The sequence below is a fragment of the Kitasatospora sp. NPDC040550 genome (genome assembly GCF_055594965.1).
Map to the genome: position 1 here is coordinate 1 of NZ_JBVIWC010000010.1, position 17,137 is coordinate 17,137.

15 protein-coding genes and 1 pseudogene are annotated in these 17,137 nt (G+C 73.8%); 5 read left to right on the forward strand and 11 right to left on the reverse strand.

The window, feature by feature from the left end; translation table 11 throughout:
• Together ACZ58X_RS16645 and ACZ58X_RS16650 are read right to left on the reverse strand one after the other, a co-directional pair.
• Positions 1-105 (reverse strand): annotated as a pseudogene (locus ACZ58X_RS16645) (ABC transporter ATP-binding protein); the annotation flags it as partial.
• 205 nt (positions 106-310) lie between these two features.
• Positions 311-2,557 (reverse strand): restriction endonuclease, encoded by a 2,247-nt coding sequence (locus ACZ58X_RS16650; RefSeq protein ID WP_470334352.1) that lies wholly within the window; start codon positions 2,555-2,557, stop codon positions 311-313.
• Positions 2,558-2,854: 297 nt separating this feature from the next.
• On the opposite strand from ACZ58X_RS16650, the gene ACZ58X_RS16655 reads away from it, so the two are divergent.
• Positions 2,855-3,037, forward strand: coding sequence for a hypothetical protein (locus tag ACZ58X_RS16655; protein ID WP_470334353.1), 183 nt, complete (start codon positions 2,855-2,857; stop codon positions 3,035-3,037).
• A gap of 33 nt (positions 3,038-3,070) precedes the next feature.
• Here ACZ58X_RS16655 and ACZ58X_RS16660 read toward each other — a convergent pair whose 3' ends face one another.
• Positions 3,071-3,703, reverse strand: a complete 633-nt coding sequence (locus ACZ58X_RS16660; protein ID WP_470334354.1) for a maleylpyruvate isomerase N-terminal domain-containing protein — start codon at positions 3,701-3,703, stop codon at positions 3,071-3,073.
• A gap of 177 nt (positions 3,704-3,880) precedes the next feature.
• Here ACZ58X_RS16660 and ACZ58X_RS16665 point away from each other — a divergent pair, with 177 nt between their 5' ends.
• A complete protein-coding gene (locus ACZ58X_RS16665; protein ID WP_470334355.1) occupies positions 3,881-4,819 on the forward strand; it encodes a DUF2797 domain-containing protein in 939 nt (312 codons plus the stop codon).
• Positions 4,820-4,896: 77 nt separating this feature from the next.
• On the opposite strand, the gene ACZ58X_RS16670 is transcribed toward ACZ58X_RS16665, so the two are convergent.
• The 6 genes from ACZ58X_RS16670 to ACZ58X_RS16695 form a co-directional block, all read right to left on the reverse strand.
• Positions 4,897-5,265, reverse strand: a complete 369-nt coding sequence (locus ACZ58X_RS16670) for a hypothetical protein (RefSeq protein ID WP_470334356.1) — start codon at positions 5,263-5,265, stop codon at positions 4,897-4,899.
• The gene (locus tag ACZ58X_RS16675; RefSeq protein WP_470334357.1) at positions 5,262-5,870 is read right to left on the reverse strand and encodes a DUF6232 family protein; all 609 of its coding nucleotides are present in this window, start codon (positions 5,868-5,870) and stop codon (positions 5,262-5,264) included. Before ACZ58X_RS16675 ends, ACZ58X_RS16670 begins: the two co-directional genes overlap by 4 nt.
• A gap of 110 nt (positions 5,871-5,980) precedes the next feature.
• On the reverse strand, positions 5,981-6,292 hold the full coding sequence (locus tag ACZ58X_RS16680; protein WP_470334358.1) for a hypothetical protein: 312 nt from the start codon (positions 6,290-6,292) through the stop codon (positions 5,981-5,983).
• A gap of 388 nt (positions 6,293-6,680) precedes the next feature.
• Positions 6,681-7,418 (reverse strand): succinate dehydrogenase/fumarate reductase iron-sulfur subunit, encoded by a 738-nt coding sequence (locus ACZ58X_RS16685; protein ID WP_470334359.1) that lies wholly within the window; start codon positions 7,416-7,418, stop codon positions 6,681-6,683.
• A complete protein-coding gene (locus tag ACZ58X_RS16690; protein ID WP_470334360.1) occupies positions 7,415-9,364 on the reverse strand; it encodes a fumarate reductase/succinate dehydrogenase flavoprotein subunit in 1,950 nt (649 codons plus the stop codon). Before ACZ58X_RS16690 ends, ACZ58X_RS16685 begins: the two co-directional genes overlap by 4 nt.
• Entirely contained in the window at positions 9,361-10,065 is a 705-nt protein-coding gene (locus ACZ58X_RS16695; protein WP_470334361.1) for a succinate dehydrogenase cytochrome b subunit, read from the reverse strand. Before ACZ58X_RS16695 ends, ACZ58X_RS16690 begins: the two co-directional genes overlap by 4 nt.
• A 96-nt stretch (positions 10,066-10,161) precedes the next feature.
• Between ACZ58X_RS16695 and ACZ58X_RS16700 the strand changes: the two genes are divergently transcribed.
• Both ACZ58X_RS16700 and ACZ58X_RS16705 read left to right on the forward strand, forming a co-directional pair.
• The gene (locus ACZ58X_RS16700; RefSeq protein WP_470334362.1) at positions 10,162-11,100 is read left to right on the forward strand and encodes a LysR family transcriptional regulator; all 939 of its coding nucleotides are present in this window, start codon (positions 10,162-10,164) and stop codon (positions 11,098-11,100) included.
• A gap of 452 nt (positions 11,101-11,552) precedes the next feature.
• Complete coding sequence (locus tag ACZ58X_RS16705; RefSeq protein WP_470334363.1) at positions 11,553-12,425, forward strand: glycosyltransferase family 2 protein; 873 nt, start codon at positions 11,553-11,555, stop codon at positions 12,423-12,425.
• Positions 12,426-12,504: 79 nt separating this feature from the next.
• Here the strand turns inward: ACZ58X_RS16705 and ACZ58X_RS16710 are convergent, their stop codons facing one another.
• Positions 12,505-12,993: a glutathione peroxidase gene (locus ACZ58X_RS16710; protein WP_470334364.1), complete on the reverse strand. Its 489-nt coding sequence runs from the start codon at positions 12,991-12,993 to the stop codon at positions 12,505-12,507.
• A gap of 148 nt (positions 12,994-13,141) precedes the next feature.
• The gene (gene gcl / locus ACZ58X_RS16715) at positions 13,142-14,923 is read right to left on the reverse strand and encodes a glyoxylate carboligase (protein WP_470334365.1); all 1,782 of its coding nucleotides are present in this window, start codon (positions 14,921-14,923) and stop codon (positions 13,142-13,144) included.
• A gap of 618 nt (positions 14,924-15,541) precedes the next feature.
• On the opposite strand from gcl, the gene ACZ58X_RS16720 reads away from it, so the two are divergent.
• A complete protein-coding gene (locus ACZ58X_RS16720) occupies positions 15,542-17,062 on the forward strand; it encodes a SulP family inorganic anion transporter (RefSeq protein ID WP_470334366.1) in 1,521 nt (506 codons plus the stop codon).
• Positions 17,063-17,137 lie beyond the last annotated feature (75 nt).

Below are 17,137 nucleotides of genomic sequence, written 5' to 3' on the forward strand. Positions count from 1 at the left end.
GTCCAGGGCGACGACCCGGGTCTCCCCCTCCCCGTAGACCTTGTTCAGACCGGTGGCGCGGGCGGCCGCCAGGCCGGTACGGACGGCGGTTGCGGGGAAGGACACGTGGACTCCTGGGAACGAATCGGATTTTCCTACCGATCCATCCTCCCAAGCGGGTCGCGCTCGATTCGTATGCCCATCGGACGGTCGGCCCCCGCCGACCCGGCGGTGCGACGGGGGCCTTCTCCTCCTCAGGTATGACGCGTCCCCTGAGGACCTGAGTCCCGGAACCGCGCACCGGTCGGCTCGGGACCAAAGTCCCGGCCCGTCACTCCACCGCGACGCCGAAGGCCGTCGCCAGCCCCGCCAGACCGTTCGTCACCACCCGCGCCGAGGGCTCGAACTGCCAGCCCGCGGACGCCCGTCGGAAGCTCCCGAGCAGCATCGCCGAGTCCGGCACGCCGCCGTTCGCCCCCGGCCACCTCGCCGGACCGGCCGCCCCCGGCCCGTACTCCGCCGCGACGGCCAGCCCGTACACGTGACCGAGCGGCAGCGCCGGGTGCTCGTCCTCCTCGGTGGACACCGCCAGCACCACCTCGTCCACGGTGGCCGGCAGCCGGTGCAGGTCCAGGCTCAGCCGGGCCGCCCGGGCCGGTTCGCCCGGCACCGAGCGGGTGGGGTGCAGCCGGACGGCGCCGTCCGGGTCCTGCGGGTTGTTGAAGAACACGAAGTGCTCGTCGCTCAGCACCCGGCCACGGGCGCACAGGAACGCCGTGACGTCCAGCTCCACCGGGTCCCCGCCGGCCGTCCGGCTCTGCCAGCTCACCGTGAGGTTGCTGTGCGGGGCGTCCGGCTCCGCCCGGCCCGCCGCCGGGCCGCCCGCGCCGTCGGCCGCGCTGAGGCCGCTGCCGCCCGTACCGCCGGCGCCGCCCGTGCCGCTCCCGGCGCCCGTACCGCCCGTGCCGCTCCCGGTGCCCGGACCGCCCCCGGCGCCGCCGCCGAGCCGTCCGCGCAGCCCCTGGTCGGCCAGCAGCTCCACCAGCTCCGGCCCGCTCACCAGGGTCAGCGGCTTGCCCTCGATGTAGCTGTACGAGCCCTTGCCGAAGCCCGCCGTGGTCACCAGGATGCCCTTGATCGCGCCGTGGTGGCGCACGGTGGACTCCAGGTCGCGCACGGCCGTCGGCGGGACGGTCTTGCGGTACCGCTTCGCCTGGATCACGATCTTGCCGCCGGTCACCGGGTCCAGGTCCTCGGCGACCACGTCCACCCCGACGTCACCGCTGCGGGCCGTCGTCATCACCCGGAAGCCGCGCAGCCGGAACAACTCGGCGATCAGGTCCTCGAAGTCCAGCGGGTCCATCTCGAAGAGGTCCGGGTCCTCGTCGCCGAAGTGCCCGGCCAGGCTCCCGCCCACCGACTCCGGCAGCCGGTCCGGCTTCACCTCGTCCAGCCGCTCCGGCCGCGCCGACAGCTTGCCGCCCAGCCCCTGGAAGCACTCCACCGGGGCCACCCGGTCCAGCGCCAGCCCCGAGAACTCGGCCCGGGTCGCGGTCAGCGTGGACAGGAAGCGCTCGGCCTCCCGGCCCGTCGCCGGGTCGATCCCCAGCACGAAGCCGTTCACCACCACCGAGTCCAGCATCCCGTCCCGGTCCGCCCGGAACAGCTCGGCCGCCACCCGCAGCGCCGACTGCGCCAGCACCTCCCGGTACAGCGCCTTGCGCTCGGTCGCCGGCCGGGCCACCTCCGCCTCGCGGTCGTCCGTCTTCACGTACCGCACCCGCCCGGCCGCCGGCACCACGTCCGGGCCGGGCAGCTCCCAGTTCACCACCAGCTGACGGCTCGACACCTCCCAGGCCGCCGCCAGCCGGTGCGGGAAGCCCTCCGGCCAGGCCGCCGAGGCGTACAGCCCCGCCGTGAAGTACTCCTGCACGGCCTCCGGCTCGCCCGCCCGCAGCCGCCGCAGCAACTCCTCGGTGCCGGAGCCGCGTTCCTCCTCCTGCCGGCGGAAGCCCTCCGCCCACACCAGGTACTCCCGGTGGTACGCGGCCAGCCGGGACTGCCGGTCCGCCTCCCGGGCCTGCGCGGCGTACCAGTCCTGCTCGAACCGGGCCCGGGCCTGCGCCAGGTACTGCTCGTACTGCCGGCGCACCCCGGCGTTGCGGGCCTGCGCCGCGTCCGGCGGCGGCACGTGGTAGGCGGCGGACGTCTGGTCCGGCATCGGCACCGGCACGCCCAGCGGCCCCGGATCGAACGGCGGCACCGGGCGCGGCGCCAGCAGGGCCTGCGGCCCGAACGCCGGCGCGGCCAGACCGGCCGTCAACAGCCCGCGCAACTCCTCCACCCGGGCGTCCAGTTCCGCCGTCCGCCGGACCGCCTCCGCCTCCCGCGACTGCTGGTACGCGCGCTGCGCCTCCCGCTCGTCCCGGGCGGCCGCCCGCTGTGCCTCGCGCTGGGCCCGCTCGTGCCGGCGCAACTCCGCCGCCTCGGCGCGCCAACGGGCCTCCTCCCGGCGCTGCTGCTGCCGCTGCGCCTCCGCCCAGACCGCCAGCACCCCGCTGTTCCGCCGCCCCGCCACCCGCCACCCCTTCGCGCTCACACCGACCCGGCCGCCCCGCGCCTCCTCCGGGCACCACCGCCGACCGCGCCCGCCAGAATAGAACGTGGACGCCCCGCCCGGCCAAGCCCCCGCGACCTGCGCGGCTGCCCGTCGCCCGGGCCGGTGGTGGCGACCCGACGGGCGACGGGGGTACGGGCCCTGCGGGGCCCGGCCGTCGGGGGGCGTCGCGCGGGTCGCCGGGTGGGTGTCGCGGAGCTGGACAGCGGGGGCGGCCCGGCGGATCATCGTCAGGAAACCGGCCCAGGGGGAGAGTTCATGAACATCAGCAGTGCCGTCCGCGCCGCCGCGGCGGCCACCGTCGTCGGGATCGCCGTGCTGGCGGCCGGTGCGGGGCCGGCCGCCGCGACCGGGGCCCCGGACACGGGCAACACCTACCCCGCCTTCGTGGTGCCGGCCGGGGGCCCGGCCCCCGGCCAGGCCGACGCGCCCGTCCGGTAGCCCGGCAGGTCGACGCGCCCCTGCGCCGGCCCGTCAGTCGCGCGGTTCCGCGTACCAGCGCCAGTCGGTGCGCAGGGGGCGGTCGGGGAGGGCGGCGCGGCCGGTGGCCCACAGGAGGGTGGGCCAGGGGGCGGCGGTGCGGGGGACGTCGGGGAACAGGCGCGCCAGGGTGCGGGTGCAGAGCTCGGCCGGCGGGTCCCAGGGGAGGCCGAGGCCCCGGGTGACGTCGTGCAGGTGGACCAGGGTCTCGACCAGGCTCATGGCGACGAAGCCGCTCGGGTCGGCGAGGCCCCAGGGGTGGTACGCGCGGGCCTGCGGCGGGGTGGCCCGGGCGATCGAGACCATCAACCCGCCGCTGGCGTCGAGGACCTCGAGCAGCCCGGGGACGCCGTCGGCCGGGTCGGCGCGGACGAAGTTGTTCGGGCCGCCCGGGGCGCGGCGGGTGGCCACGAAGGGCACGTACCGGTCGCGGGGCGGTCGGGCGGGGCCCAGCTGGGCGGCGTAGGCGAGGAGGTCGTCGGCCAGGTGCTCGACGGTCTCCCAGCAGCTCCAGTCGAGGGCGCCGGCGGGCCGGGACCAGTCCGCGCCCGCCGGGGCGCCCGCGAGGGCGTCCACGGCGAGGCGGAGGGCGAGGGCCAGGTCGTCCGGGGTCGGTGAGTCGATCATGGGCCGGACGCTAGCAGCGGCTCTGCGGCGGCGGCCACGGAAGGCGCGGCGCGGGTCGTCGGTGTCCGGGGCGCCGACGTACTCCACCCCCGCAGGAGTACTCCGCCCCCGCAGGACGGGGCTGTCAGTGGCAGCGGGTAGCCTCACCTGATCGAAGAGCTCCAGGGAGGGATGCCCGTGACGGTCCCCGCACCACCGCACCCGGACCGGCCCGCCGGCTGGGTCTCCACCGGCCTGAGCTGGCACGAAGGCCGGGCCCTGCTCTGCGCCGCGAACGGCGCCCGGGTGCACGAGCGCGCCGTGGCGCCCGGTACGGAGGTCGGCTGGCTGCTCGGCGGCCCGCGCCGCTGCGTGGGCGCGTGGCTGGCTGGGGCGACGGAGCGCACGCCCTGCCCGCACCACGCGGTGGTCGACCCGGGCGGCAGCGCCACCCAGTGCCCGGCCTGCCAGAGCGTGGACCGAGGCCTGGCGCTCGCCCGGGACCAGATCCTCGACGACGGCCGCACCTACCTGCTCTACCTCGCCTGGTTCGGCGAGGGCCTGTTGAAGGTCGGCCTGACCGCCGAGCAGCGCGGCGACAGCCGACTGCTGGAACAGGGCGCGCTGGCCTACGCGTTCACCGCGCGCGGCGGCCTGCCCGCGGTGCGCCGCGCCGAACTCACCGTCGCCGCCTCGGGCATGGCGCGCGAGCGGTACAAGTCCCGGCTCAAGACCGACCACTGGTGGTCGCACGGCGACGCCCCGTACCGCCGCACCGTGCTGACGGAGGCCCGCGCCCGGGCGCACCGGCTGCTGGACGGGCACGCCGTGGAACTGCTCGCGGACCGCCCGGTGGTGGACCACGTGGAGCGCTACGGCCTGGCCGGCGGCGCCCCCGAGGCCTACCGGGAGGTCACCGGCCTGGCCGCGGGCGCGGTGATCGCCGGAACGCTGCGCCCGCCGGTGGGCCGGCACCTCTTCCTCGACCAGCCGGACGGCTCCGGCCCGCTGCTGCTGGACACCCGGCGGCTGACCGGCTGGACGCTCACGCCGGTGGCCGGCCGGGCCTCCACGGGGCTGGTGCTGGAGGAGCGGGTCCGCCCGCCGGAACCGGACACCCAGGAGGCGCTGTTCTGAGCAGGCGCGTCCCCTGAGCCCAGTTCCTCATCGACAGCGCGGGGCCCGCTCCCGGCCCGCCCGGCCGCCGGGGCCGGTCAGCGGCCGCTGATCAGCGCGAGCAGCTGGGTCGCCAGGCCCAGCGCGGGCGCGGCGACGTCCCCCAGCTCGCGGGTCAGCCCGGTGAGCAGGTGGAGGGTGTTGCGCCAGCTGCGCCGCTCCTGGCCGGCCGGGTTGCTGAGCACCGGCAGGGTCTCCTCCAGGCTCTGCCGGTCCTCCGCGGGCAGCCGAGCGTCCCGTGCCAACTCGGTGACGACGGCGGTGAGGCGGGCGAACAGGGCGGCGAGCTCCGGCGGCAGGGCCTGGTCGCCGGCCGGCCCGTGGTTGTGCTGGATGCCGACGTTGCCCTGGCCACCGTGCATGGTGACATTGTCGCCGAACTGGAACTGCGGTCCGCTGCCGCTCATTTGATGACCCCCGTGTGTCCCTGGCCGCCGTAGATGTTGACGTTGTCGCCGAACTGGTAGTGCCGCAGGTCCACCATGACGTTGCTGACGAACTGCTGGAACTCGGTCTGCGGGTTCTCGATCGCGTGGGTGATCCTGGCCTGGAGCTCGTACGCGTACTTCGGGTCCCGCCAGGCCAGCAGCGCGGTCGGCGGGCCCGCCGTGTCGACGGTCAGCGCGTGCAGCCGGCGCTGGAGCAGCACCGGCAGGGTGGCGAACAGGAAGTAGCACAGCACCAGGAGCAGGGTCACCACCACGATCGTGCCGGTGCTGGGGCCCTGGTCGCTGCTGCCGTACCCCGAGGAGCGGGAGGAGCTGGTGAGGGCGTCGAGTCCGGCGATGACCAGGGCGGCCGGGATGACGATCCCGATGAACTTGAGGAACCGTTTGATCGCGCCGAGCACGTCGGGAAGGATGATCGTGATGCTGACCCGGGCGACGGTCGCCAGCGGGTACGCCGCCGTCCCGATCCAGAGGATGCGGTTGGTGACGGCCACCCGGGTGGCGGACGGGTCGTACGTGGGCATCGGCGGCGGGCCGGGCGCCGCCGGTTCGGTCGGTTGCACGAGAGTTCCCCCAAGGCTGTCAAGCGAGCGACGACAATTAACCAGCAGGCTCGTGGCGTGCACAAGCGCTTTGTCGAAAGCGGTACTTGACGGACCGTCGGAGGAGCGGCTCAGCCCAGCTTGCCGCGCACCCCGCCCGGCCCCGAGCGGGCCCGCCGGGACAGCGGCGGACGGGACGGGCGAACGTCGGCGCGCCCGGCCGGGACCGGCTCGACGGCCTCGGCGGCACGCCGGGCCAGCGCGGCCCGGGCGGCGGCCAGCGCGACCCGGGCGAGCAGCGGGTCCTCCCGAAGGCCCGCCGAGCGCTTGGACGTCTGGCAGGGGGAGCACCAGACCGGCGAGGCCGGTCCGTCCGGATAGACCATGCCCTCCGGCGGCAGGTAGTGCCCACCGCACTCGACGCACTCGAAGCACAACCTCATCCGACGATCACCGTCCCGGATCCGTGGCACCGACCGCACGGCGACCAGAAGGTGTGAACGCTGGGCACCATGCTTCCTTCCTCGTCCAGTTCGACCGTTGCCTCGGTCTTCTGGGTCCCCCCGGACCCGCCGCAGCCGGAGCAGGACTGAACCTCGGGCATATGCCGTCCTTCCGTAGCGGAGCACCACCGTAGCGCGATTTTCGGTCAGGAAGCACCGCGTGCGGCGTTCCACCACTCGTTCGGGGAGCGCGAACTGCCGTCGCACGCCCCGGAGAACGGCGTCCCCCGGTGGAACGGGAGCGTCGGAGGGCGCGCTCGTGGCAGCACGGCGTCGGCCCCTCGCCCGAGCACCGGAGCGAGGGGCCGACCGTCTCGGGGGAGGGGTGTCAGCCGCGGGCGGCCCGCAGGAACTCCCGGTTCATCGCCGCGATGCTGGGCAGCGGGATGCCCTTGGGGCAGGCGGTGGCGCACTCACCGGTGTTGGTGCAGCCGCCGAAGCCCTCGGCGTCCATCGCCGTGACCATGTTCCGCACCCGGGCGGAGCGTTCCGGCGCGCCCTGCGGCAGCACGTTGAGGTGCACCACCTTGGCGGAGGTGAACAGCATCGCCGAGCCGTTCGGGCAGGCGGCCACGCAGGCGCCGCAGCCGATGCACTCGGCGTGCTCGAAGGCGGTGTCGGCGGCCTCCTTGGGGACGGGCGTGGCGTGCGCGTCGGGGGCGCTGCCGGTGGGGGCGGTGATGTAGCCGCCGGAGCCGATGATCCGGTCGAAGGCGGAGCGGTCCACCACGAGGTCCTTGACCACCGGGAAGGCCGAGGCCCGCCACGGTTCGACGTCGATGGTGTCGCCGTCCCGGAAGTGCCGCATGTGCAACTGGCAGGTGGTGGTGCGCTCGGGGCCGTGCGCCTGGCCGTTGATGACCATGCCGCAGGCCCCGCAGATGCCCTCGCGGCAGTCGTGGTCGAAGGCGACCGGCTGGTCGCCGCGGGTGATCAGTTCCTCGTTGAGGGTGTCGAGCATCTCCAGGAAGGACATGTCCGGGCTGATGCCGCTGACCTGGTAGGTGGTCATCGAGCCGGGTGCGTCCGGGCCCGCCTGGCGCCAGATGCGCAGGGTGAGGTTCATGCGTAGCTCCGCTGGGTGGGATGGACGTGTTCGAACTCGAGGTGTTCGCGGTGGAGGACGGGGGCCTCGCCGGTGGCGGTGAACTCCCAGGCGGCGGCGTAGGTGAAGTCCTCGTCGCGCCGGGCGGCCTCGCCGTCGGGGGTCTGGCTCTCGGTGCGGAAGTGGCCGCCGCAGGACTCGGCGCGGTGCAGCGCGTCCAGGCACATCAGTTCGGCGAGCTCGAAGTAGTCGACCAGCCGGTTGGCCTTCTCCAACGACTGGTTGAGCTCCTGGCCGGTGCCGGGCACCTTGATCCGGCGCCAGAACTCCGCGCGCAGCTGCGGGATCCGGGCCAGGGCCCGCTTGAGCCCGGCCTCGTCGCGGGCCATCCCGCACTCGTCCCAGAGCAGTTCGCCGAGCTCGCGGTGGAAGGAGTCCGGGGTGCGGTCGCCGTCGACGGAGAGGATCAGGTTGAGCCGGTCCTCGACCTCCGCCTCGACCTCGGTGAGCACCGGGTGGTCGGCGGGCACGGCGGCCACCGGGTTGCGGGCCAGGTAGTCGTTGATGGTGGGCGGCAGCACGAAGTAGCCGTCGGCCAGGCCCTGCATCAGCGCGCTGGCGCCGAGCCGGTTGGCGCCGTGGTCGGAGAAGTTGGCCTCGCCGATCGCGAACAGGCCCGGGACGCTGGTCTGCAGGTCGTAGTCGACCCAGAGCCCGCCCATCGTGTAGTGGATCGCCGGGTAGATCCGCATCGGCACCCGGTACGGGTCCTCGGCGGTGATCCGCTCGTACATGTCGAAGAGGTTGCCGTACTTGGCCTCGACGGCCTCCCGGCCCATCCGGCGGATCGCGTCGGCGAAGTCCAGGTACACGCCCTGGCCGCCGGGGCCGACGCCGCGGCCCTCGTCGCAGACGTTCTTGGCGGCCCGGGAGGCGATGTCGCGGGGCACCAGGTTGCCGAAGGAGGGGTAGATCCGCTCCAGGTAGTAGTCCCGTTCCTCCTCCGGGATCTGCCCGGGCGGGCGGGTGTCGCCCTGGGCCTTGGGCACCCAGATCCGGCCGTCGTTGCGCAGCGACTCGCTCATCAGGGTGAGCTTGGACTGGTGGTCGCCGGAGCGCGGGATGCAGGTGGGGTGGATCTGGGTGAAGCACGGGTTGGCGAAGTAGGCGCCGCGCCGGTGGGCCCGCCAGATGGCGGTGGCGTTGGAGTTCTTGGCGTTGGTGGAGAGGTAGAAGACGTTGCCGTAGCCGCCGGTGGCGAGGACGACCGCGTCCGCCGTGTAGGAGCGGATCTCGCCGGTGACCAGGTCCCGGGCGACGATGCCGCGGGCCCGGCCGTCGACCACCAGCAGGTCCAGCATCTCGGTGCGCGGGTGGAGTTCGACGTTCCCGGCGGCGATCTGCCGGGAGAGCGCCTGGTAGGCGCCGAGCAGCAGCTGCTGGCCGGTCTGGCCGCGGGCGTAGAAGGTGCGGGAGACCTGCACGCCGCCGAAGGAGCGGGTGTCCAGCAGGCCGCCGTACTCGCGGGCGAAGGGGACGCCCTGGGCCACGCACTGGTCGATGATCTCCACCGACACCTGGGCGAGCCGGTGCACGTTGGACTCGCGGGCGCGGAAGTCGCCGCCCTTGACGGTGTCGTAGAACAGCCGGCGGACGGAGTCGCCGTCGTTGCGGTAGTTCTTGGCCGCGTTGATGCCGCCCTGGGCGGCGATCGAGTGGGCCCGTCGCGGGGAGTCCTGGAAGCAGAACTGGACGACGTGGTAGCCCTGTTCGGCGAGGGTGGCGCCCGCCGCGCCGCCGGCCAGGCCGGTGCCGACCACGATCACGGTGTGCTTGCGCCGGTTCGCCGGGTTGACCAGCTTGGCGTCGAACCGCCGCTGGTCCCAGCGCTGTTCGATCGGCCCGTCGGGGGCCTTGGTGTCGGCGATCGGCGCGCCGATCGCGTAATCGGCGTACGTGCTGCTCACTTCACCACTCCGAACATCACGGCGAGGGGGACGGACAGGAAGCCCGCGGTCAGCACCAGCGCGAGGCCGTCGGCCGTCAGCTTGAGTGCCTTGTCGCGGCGGGCGTTGTTGGCGCCGAGGGTCTGCGCGGCGCTCCAGAAGCCGTGCCGGATGTGGAAGCCGAGGGCCACCACCGCGAGGATGTAGAACACGTCGCTGTACCAGCGGCCGAAGGTGCCCACGACGTTCTGGTAGACGTGGCCGTGCTCGGCGACCGGGTTCACGGTGAGGGTGGTGAGGTCCAGGATGTGCCACACGATGAACAGCCCGAGGATCACCCCGCCCCAGCGCATGGTGCGGGTCGCGTAGCTGGCCCGGTGGCGCCGGTGCACGTACTTGCTCGGGCGGGCGGCGAGGTCCCGGCGGCTGAGCTGGTACGCGGAGACGCCGTGCAGGACGACGGCGGCGACCAGGCCGACCCGGGCGATCCACAGGAACCACTCGTGGCCGAGGAAGGGCTGGCCGATGGTGCGCAGCCAGGCCGCGTAGCCGTTGATGTCGTCGGGGCCGAAGAAGACCTTGAGGTTGCCCAGCATGTGCGCGACCAGGTACAGCAGCATCGCCAGTCCGGTGACGGCCATGACCGCCTTCTTGCCGACGGTCGACCGCCACAGGGTCACCAGGGTGGACGGATGCCGGGCCGTCCGAGTCGCGGTTGTCATGGCAGCAACGGTAGGGACGGCGGCAAGGGTGCGTCCAAGACATGATGCGGCTGGTGACGATAGTCAGGGCCTATCGTCGCGGCGTAGCCTGGGTGCGTGCAGCTCCAGCAACTCCGCTACTTCCTGGCCGTCGCCGAGACCCGGCACTTCACCCGGGCCGCCGAGGCCGAGCACGTCGCCCAGCCCTCGCTCTCCCAGCAGATCCGGTCGCTGGAACGGGAGTTGGGGGCCGAACTGTTCCATCGCACCCGGGGCAACATCGCCCTCACCGACGCCGGGGACGCCCTGCTGCCGCTCGCGCGGCGGATCCTCGCGGACACCGAGAGCGCCCGACTCGCCGTCCAGGAGACGGTGCAGCTGCGCCGCGGCCGGGTCCGGCTGGGCGCGCCACCGAGCCTGTGCACCAGCCTGGTGCCCGACGTGCTGCGGGTCTTCCGGGACCGCTACCCGGGCGTCGCGCTCGGGGTGCGCGAGGGCGGCTCGCGCGACCTCGTGCGCTGGCTGGCGGCGGGGGAGCTGGACCTCGCGCTGATCATCACCCCGACCAGCGGGGAGGCCGCGCCCGCCCTGGCCGTCACCGAGCTGCTGCACGAGGCGCTGGTGCTGGTCTCCGCCGAGCGGCCGGGCGGCGAGCGGAGCCGCCGACGCACCGTACGGGTGGCCGAGCTGGACGGGCGCCCGCTGGTGATGTTCCGGGAGGGCTACGACGTCCGGGAGGCGGCCCTGGCGGCCTGCCGGGCGGCGGGCTTCGAGCCGGAGTTCGCCGTCGAGGGCGGCGAGATGGACGCCGTACTGGGCTTCGTCCGGGCCGGGCTCGGCCCCGCCGTGGTGCCCGGCATGGTCGCGGCCCGCTCGGGCCTCGCGGTGACGCCCTTCGCCGGACCGGGCCTGGGCCGCACCATCGCCGTCGCCCACGGCCACGAGGTGCCGCTCACCCGCGCCGCCGAGGCCCTGCGCGCCACCCTGCTGGCACACCTGCGCGACGCCGCCAGGGACGGCGAACTCCCGCCCGGCACAAGGCTTTTGCTGTCGTGATGTCCACGAAGGAGGCCGGTGACGACGGCGCGGTTGCCGGTGAACCAGGCTGCTGCCCGCCGACCGTGGCCGGGGTCGTCCCGGTCGTTGCGGCGCCGGCAGTCGTGGACGGCAGCGGCGGCGCAGAGGGCGGCCGTGTGGTCGCGGTCGAGTCCGCACTCCTGGGCGAGGATCGATGAGAGCAGCGAGACGCGGGCGTTGTGCCGGACGCCGTGGATGGATTCGGCGCACCGGGGCTCCGCGAACCAGCTGACGTCCGGTACCAGCATGAGCGGCCGGTGTGGCAGGGTGGGCGGCGCGGCGGAGGCCTCGGGCCGCGTCCCGGCGATCCAGTCCAGTGTGGGCTGGTCCATGACCTGGTGGTCCGGAAGCATCCGCCTCTCGGCGAGTTCTCTGAGCGACGCGGCGCCCGAGCGGTGCGTTCGTCGGGTCATGTCTGTTTCCTCGAAGGGATGGGTTCGGTGGGCATCAAGCTGGGCGTGGCGGTGCTGACCATGGGCACGCGGCCGAAGGAACTGGCCGAGCTGCTGGCCTCGGTGGAGATGCAGACCGTCCAGGCCGCGAAGGTCGTGGTGGTTGCCCAGGGCTGCCCGTTGCCGGAGCTGCCGGCGTGGGTGGAGGGCGTCGAGCTGGCCGAGAACCTCGGGGTGACCGGCGGCCGGAACGTGGCGCTGGAGCATCTGCGTGACGTGGACGTGGTGATCGACTTGGACGACGACGGCCTGCTGGTCGCCGACGACGTGTTCGCGAGGATCGAGGACCTGTACGAGGCCGACCCCCGGCTGGGCGTCGTATCCTTCCGGATCGCCGACGAGACCGGGCTGACCCAGCGCCGCCACGTTCCCCGGCTGCGGGCCGGTGATCCGATGCGTGGTGGCGAGGTGACCAGCTTCCTCGGCGGCGGCCATGGGCTGTCGATGAAGATGCTGCGGCAGGTCGGGGACTGGCCGGACGCGTTCTTCTTCGCGCACGAGGAGACCGACATGGCCTGGCGGGCGCTCGATGCGGGCTGGCGGGTGCTCTACGCTCCGGAGTTGCTGCTGCAGCACCCGCGGACCAGTCCGACCCGGCACTCGTTCTTCTACCGGGTGAACGCCCGCAACCGCGTGTACCTCGCACGCCGTCACCTGCCCGCTGTGCTGGTGCCGGTCTACCTCGGCGTGTGGGTGGCGCTCACGGTCGCCCGCACGCGGAACGTGGCCGGGTTGAAGGCGTGGTTCTCGGGCTTCGGCGAGGGCTGGCGCACACCGTGCGGTCGGCGCAAGCCGATGCGCTGGCGCACGGTGTGGACCATGACCCGGCTCGGCCGGCCCCCGATCATCTAGGCCGCAGCCGCCCGGGCCGGGTGCGGAACGACGGACCGGCCCCCGGGTGGGTCCCGGGGGCCGGTCCGTCGGTTTGTGATCAGGCCGGCAGGACGGCCTCGATCGCGGCGGTCAGCTCGGCCGACTCCGGCTCGGTGCGCGGCCGGATCCGGGCGGCCACGGTGCCGTCCGGCGAGATCAGGAACTTCTCGAAGTTCCAGCTGACGTCACCGGCCGTGCCCTCGGCGTCGGCGACCTCGGTCAGCTGCTGGTAGAGCGGGTGCCGGTCGTCGCCGTTGACGTCGATCTTCTCGAACAGCGGGAAGGTCACGCCGTAGGTGGTGGAGCAGAAGCTCTGGATCTCCTCGGCGCTGCCCGGCTCCTGCCCGGCGAACTGGTTGCACGGGAAGCCCAGCACGGTGAACCCGCGCTCGGCGTACCGCTTCTGGAGGTTCTCCAGACCGGTGTACTGCGGGGTCAGCCCGCACTTGGAGGCGACGTTGACGAGCAGCAGCGCCTTGCCCTTGAAGTCGCCCAGCGAGGCGGGCTCGCCGGACAGGGTGCGCAGCGGGATGTCGTACAGGCTCACGGTGGTGGTCCTTTCGGCAGGTTGGCAGCGGGGGTCTCGCCCGGGCACACCGTAGCGGCCCCGGACGGCTCAACCGTGCCGGCGCCGCCGGTGTTCCGCGGGGGCGGGGGCGTACGGAGCGGCTCGTACGCCCCCGCCCCCCACGGGGTCAGAGCGCCAGCGGCTTGATCGCGGTCGGCGCGTGCTCGGGGAGGGTGGCCAGCTCCTCGAACTCGTTGACCTTGTCGATGTCGTTGCCGCTCATCGAGATGTTGGTGACCCGCTCCAGGATCGCCTCGACCACGACGGGGACGCGGAACTCGGCGGCCAGCTTCTTGGCCTCCTCGAAGGCCGGCAGCAGGCCCTCCGGCTCGGTGACCCGGATCGCCTTGCAGCCCAGGCCCTCGGCGACCTTGACGTGGTCGACGCCGTAGACGCCCAGCTCGGGGGCGTTGATGTTCTCGAACTCCAGCTTGACCTGGAAGTCGATGTCGAAGCCCCGCTGTGCCTGGCGGATCAGGCCGAGGTAGGAGTTGTTCACCAGGACGTGGACGTACGGGATCCGGTGCTGGGCGCCGACCGCCAGCTCCTCGATCATGAACTGGAAGTCGTAGTCGCCGGAGAGCGCGACGATCTGGCCCTCGGGGTCGGCGGTGGCGACGCCCAGCGCGGCCGGGATGGTCCAGCCCAGCGGCCCGGCCTGGCCGCAGTTGATCCAGTGCCGCGGCTTGTAGACGTGCAGCATCTGCGCGCCGGCGATCTGGGACAGGCCGATGGTGGTGACGTACCGGGTCTCCGGTCCGAAGGCCCGGTTCATCTCCTCGTAGACGCGCTGCGGCTTGAGCGGCACGTTGTCGAAGTGGGTGCGGCGCTGGAGCTGCGCCTTGCGCTCCTGGGTGGAGGCGGCCCAGGTGCCGCGGTCCTTGAGGGTGCCGGCGGCCTTGAGCTCCTTGGCGACCTGGACGAACAGCTCCAGCGCGGCCTTGGCGTCGGAGGCGATGCCGAGGTCGGGGGCGAAGATCTTGCCGATCTGGGTGGGCTCGACGTCGACGTGGACGAACTTGCGGCCCGCGGTGTAGACGTCCAGGCCGCCGGTGTGGCGGTTGGCCCAGCGGTTGCCGATGCCGAGGACGAAGTCGGAGGCGAGGAAGTTCTCGTTGCCGTAGCGGTGCGAGGTCTGCAGGCCGACCATGCCGGCGTTCAGCTCGTGGTCGTCCGGGACGATGCCCCAGCCCATCAGGGTGGGGATGACCGGGACGCCGGTCAGCTCGGCGAACTCCAGCAGCAGGTCGGCCGCGTCGGCGTTGATGACGCCGCCGCCGGCCACGATCAGCGGGCGCTCGGACTCCTGGAGCAGCGCGATGGCCTTCTCGATCTGGATCCGGTTGGCGGTCGGCTTGTAGACCGGCAGCGGCTGGTAGGCCTCCGGGTCGAAGTCGATCTCGGTCAGCTGGACGTCGATCGGCAGGTCGATCAGGACCGGGCCGGGGCGGCCGGAGCGCATCAGGTGGAAGGCCTGCTGGAACACGCCGGGGACCTGCGCGGCCTCCAGGACGGTGGTGGCCGCCTTGGTGACCGGCTTGGCGATCGAGGCGATGTCGACGGCCTGGAAGTCCTCCTTGTGGAGGCGGGCGACCGGGGCCTGGCCGGTGATGCACAGGATCGGGATGGAGTCGGCGATCGCCGAGTACAGGCCGGTGATCATGTCGGTGCCGGCCGGGCCCGAGGTGCCGATGCACACGCCGATGTTGCCGGCCTTGGCACGGGTGTAGCCCTCGGCCATGTGCGAGGCGCCCTCGACGTGCCGGGCCAGGGTGTGCCTGATCCCGCCGGAGGCCTTGAGGGCGGCGTAGAAGGGGTTGATGGCGGCACCCGGGACACCGAAGGCGACATCGACGCCTTCGAGCTTGAGGATCTCCACGGCCGCGCGGGCGGCTGTCATACGAGGCATCGGGTCTCTCCTGCGTCGGCCCGCAGTGGCTCGGAGGGCTCATCTCCTGAATTCCACCATACGGAAGAACGGTTTCTGTATGTGGAAACACGGTAGGGTCGGGCCCGGCGGGGCGTCAAGGGGACTTCAACAGAATGTGGAAGCCGGCCCGGGGGAGTCGTTCGGACAAGTGCACAGCTCTCGCGCTGGTGTGCCCGGGGAAGCGGAGGCTCCGCGCCGGATCGCGCAGCCGGCGTGCAGTGCCGGTGAAGGGACGGTGCCGGGTGTCGGGCCACCCCGCCGCCCTGGGTACCGTCGGTGGCACGCCGGGCCCGGCACATCCCGACCCGGCCACGGCAGGGGGCGCGCGCTGCGACCGCAGCGGTCCGACCACCGCCTCGCCTCCGCTCCGTACGTCTTTCCCGGCCCGCCCTCCCGTCGGCCTGCCCCGCCTCTCCGGCTCGCCTCTCCCCGTCGGCCCGTCGGCCCGCCTCCCCGCCGGCCCGCCTCCCCGCCCGCCGCCCGTGGCAGTCCCCTCCCACCCTCCCCGGTCCGCAACGGCGCGCCCCCGCAGCGGTGGGCGCGCGGAAGGAGCGCAGCCATGCGCCGCACCCCTGCCCGGCCCCCGGCGGTGACCGGATGAGCCCGCCGCCCCGCCGCCGCCCCCCGCTCGCCGTGCTGCGCGCCGTCCCCTGGCGGCACGACCTGCCCGCCTCGCTGGTGGTGTTCCTGGTCGCCCTCCCGCTCTGCGTCGGGGTCGCCGTCGCCTCCGGCGTCCCGGCCGAGCTGGGGCTGGTCACCGGCATCGTCGGCGGCCTGGTCGTCGGCCTGCTCCCCGGCAGCAGCCTCCAGGTCAGCGGGCCCGCCGCCGGGCTGACCGTGCTGGTCGCCGACGCCGTCCAGCGCTTCGGCCTCGCCGCCCTCGGCCCGCTGGTGCTCGTCTCCGGCCTGCTCCAGCTCGGGATGGGCGCGCTGCGGCTCGGCCGCTGGTTCCGGGCGATGTCCGCCTCGGTGGTGCACGGCATGCTGGCGGGCATCGGGCTGACCCTGGTGTCCGGCCAGCTGTACGCCCTCGCCGACCGGACCGCCCCCGGCACCGGCCCGCAGAAGTTCGCCGGACTGCCCGCCCTGCTCGCCGACGCGGCCACCGCCGCCGCCAACCCCGCCGCGGTGGCGCTGGGGCTGGGCACCCTGCTGGTGCTCGTCGGCTGGAAGCACCTGCCGGGCCGCGCCGCCCGTACCGTCCCCGCGCCGCTGGCCGCGGTCGGCCTGGCCGCCGCCGTCACCGCCGCGGCCGACCTGCCGGTGGCCCGGGTACGGGTGGCCGGGCTGCTCGACGTCGTCCGGCTGCCCGACCCGGCCGCGCTCGGCGGCCTGGCGGGCGCCGCGGGCATCGGCACCGTCGTCGCCTTCACCCTGATCGCCTCCGCCGAGACGCTGTTCAGCGCCGCCGCCGTCGACCGGATGCACCACGGCCCGCGCACCGACTACGACCGCGAACTCACCGCCCAGGGCATCGGCAACACCGTCTGCGGGCTGCTCGGCGCGCTGCCGATGACCGCCGTGATCGTGCGCAGCGCGGCCAACGTCCAGGCGGGCGCCCGCACCCGGGCCGCGCGCTTCCTGCATGGGCTGTGGCTGCTGCTGTTCACCGCCCTGCTGCCCGGGGTGCTCGGGCTGGTCCCGCTCACCGCGCTGGCCGCCGTCCTGGTGTATGCCGGGGCCACGTTGGTGCCGCTGCGCCGGATCGCCGCGCTGTGCCGGGGGCACCGGGGCGAGGCGGTAGTGCTCGTCACGACGGCGCTCGCCGTGGTCGCCACCGACCTGTTCGAGGGGGTGCTGATCGGGGTCGGCCTGGCCGTGGCCAAGTCCGCCTGGCAGACCTCGCACCTGCAGATCGCCGTCGAGGAGGTGGTGCTGACGGACGGTCGGCCCCTGCACCGGGTCCGCCTCAGCGGCAATGCCACCTTCCTGCGGCTGCCCCGCCTGCTGGACACCCTGGAACGGCTGCCCGGCGACCGCCCGGTGGAACTCGACTGGTCCGGCCTGCGCCACCTGGACCACGCCTGCACCCTGGCCCTCACCTCCTGGGCCGACCAGCACCGGGCCCGCGCCAGCGCCCCGCTCGCCGTCGAACCGCCGCTGCCGACCGTCGTCTGACGGTTCCTCCGGCGAACCGGCCGAGTGGCCCCGGAGAGCCCGGCGACCCCGGCGACCCCGGCGACCCCGGTTAGC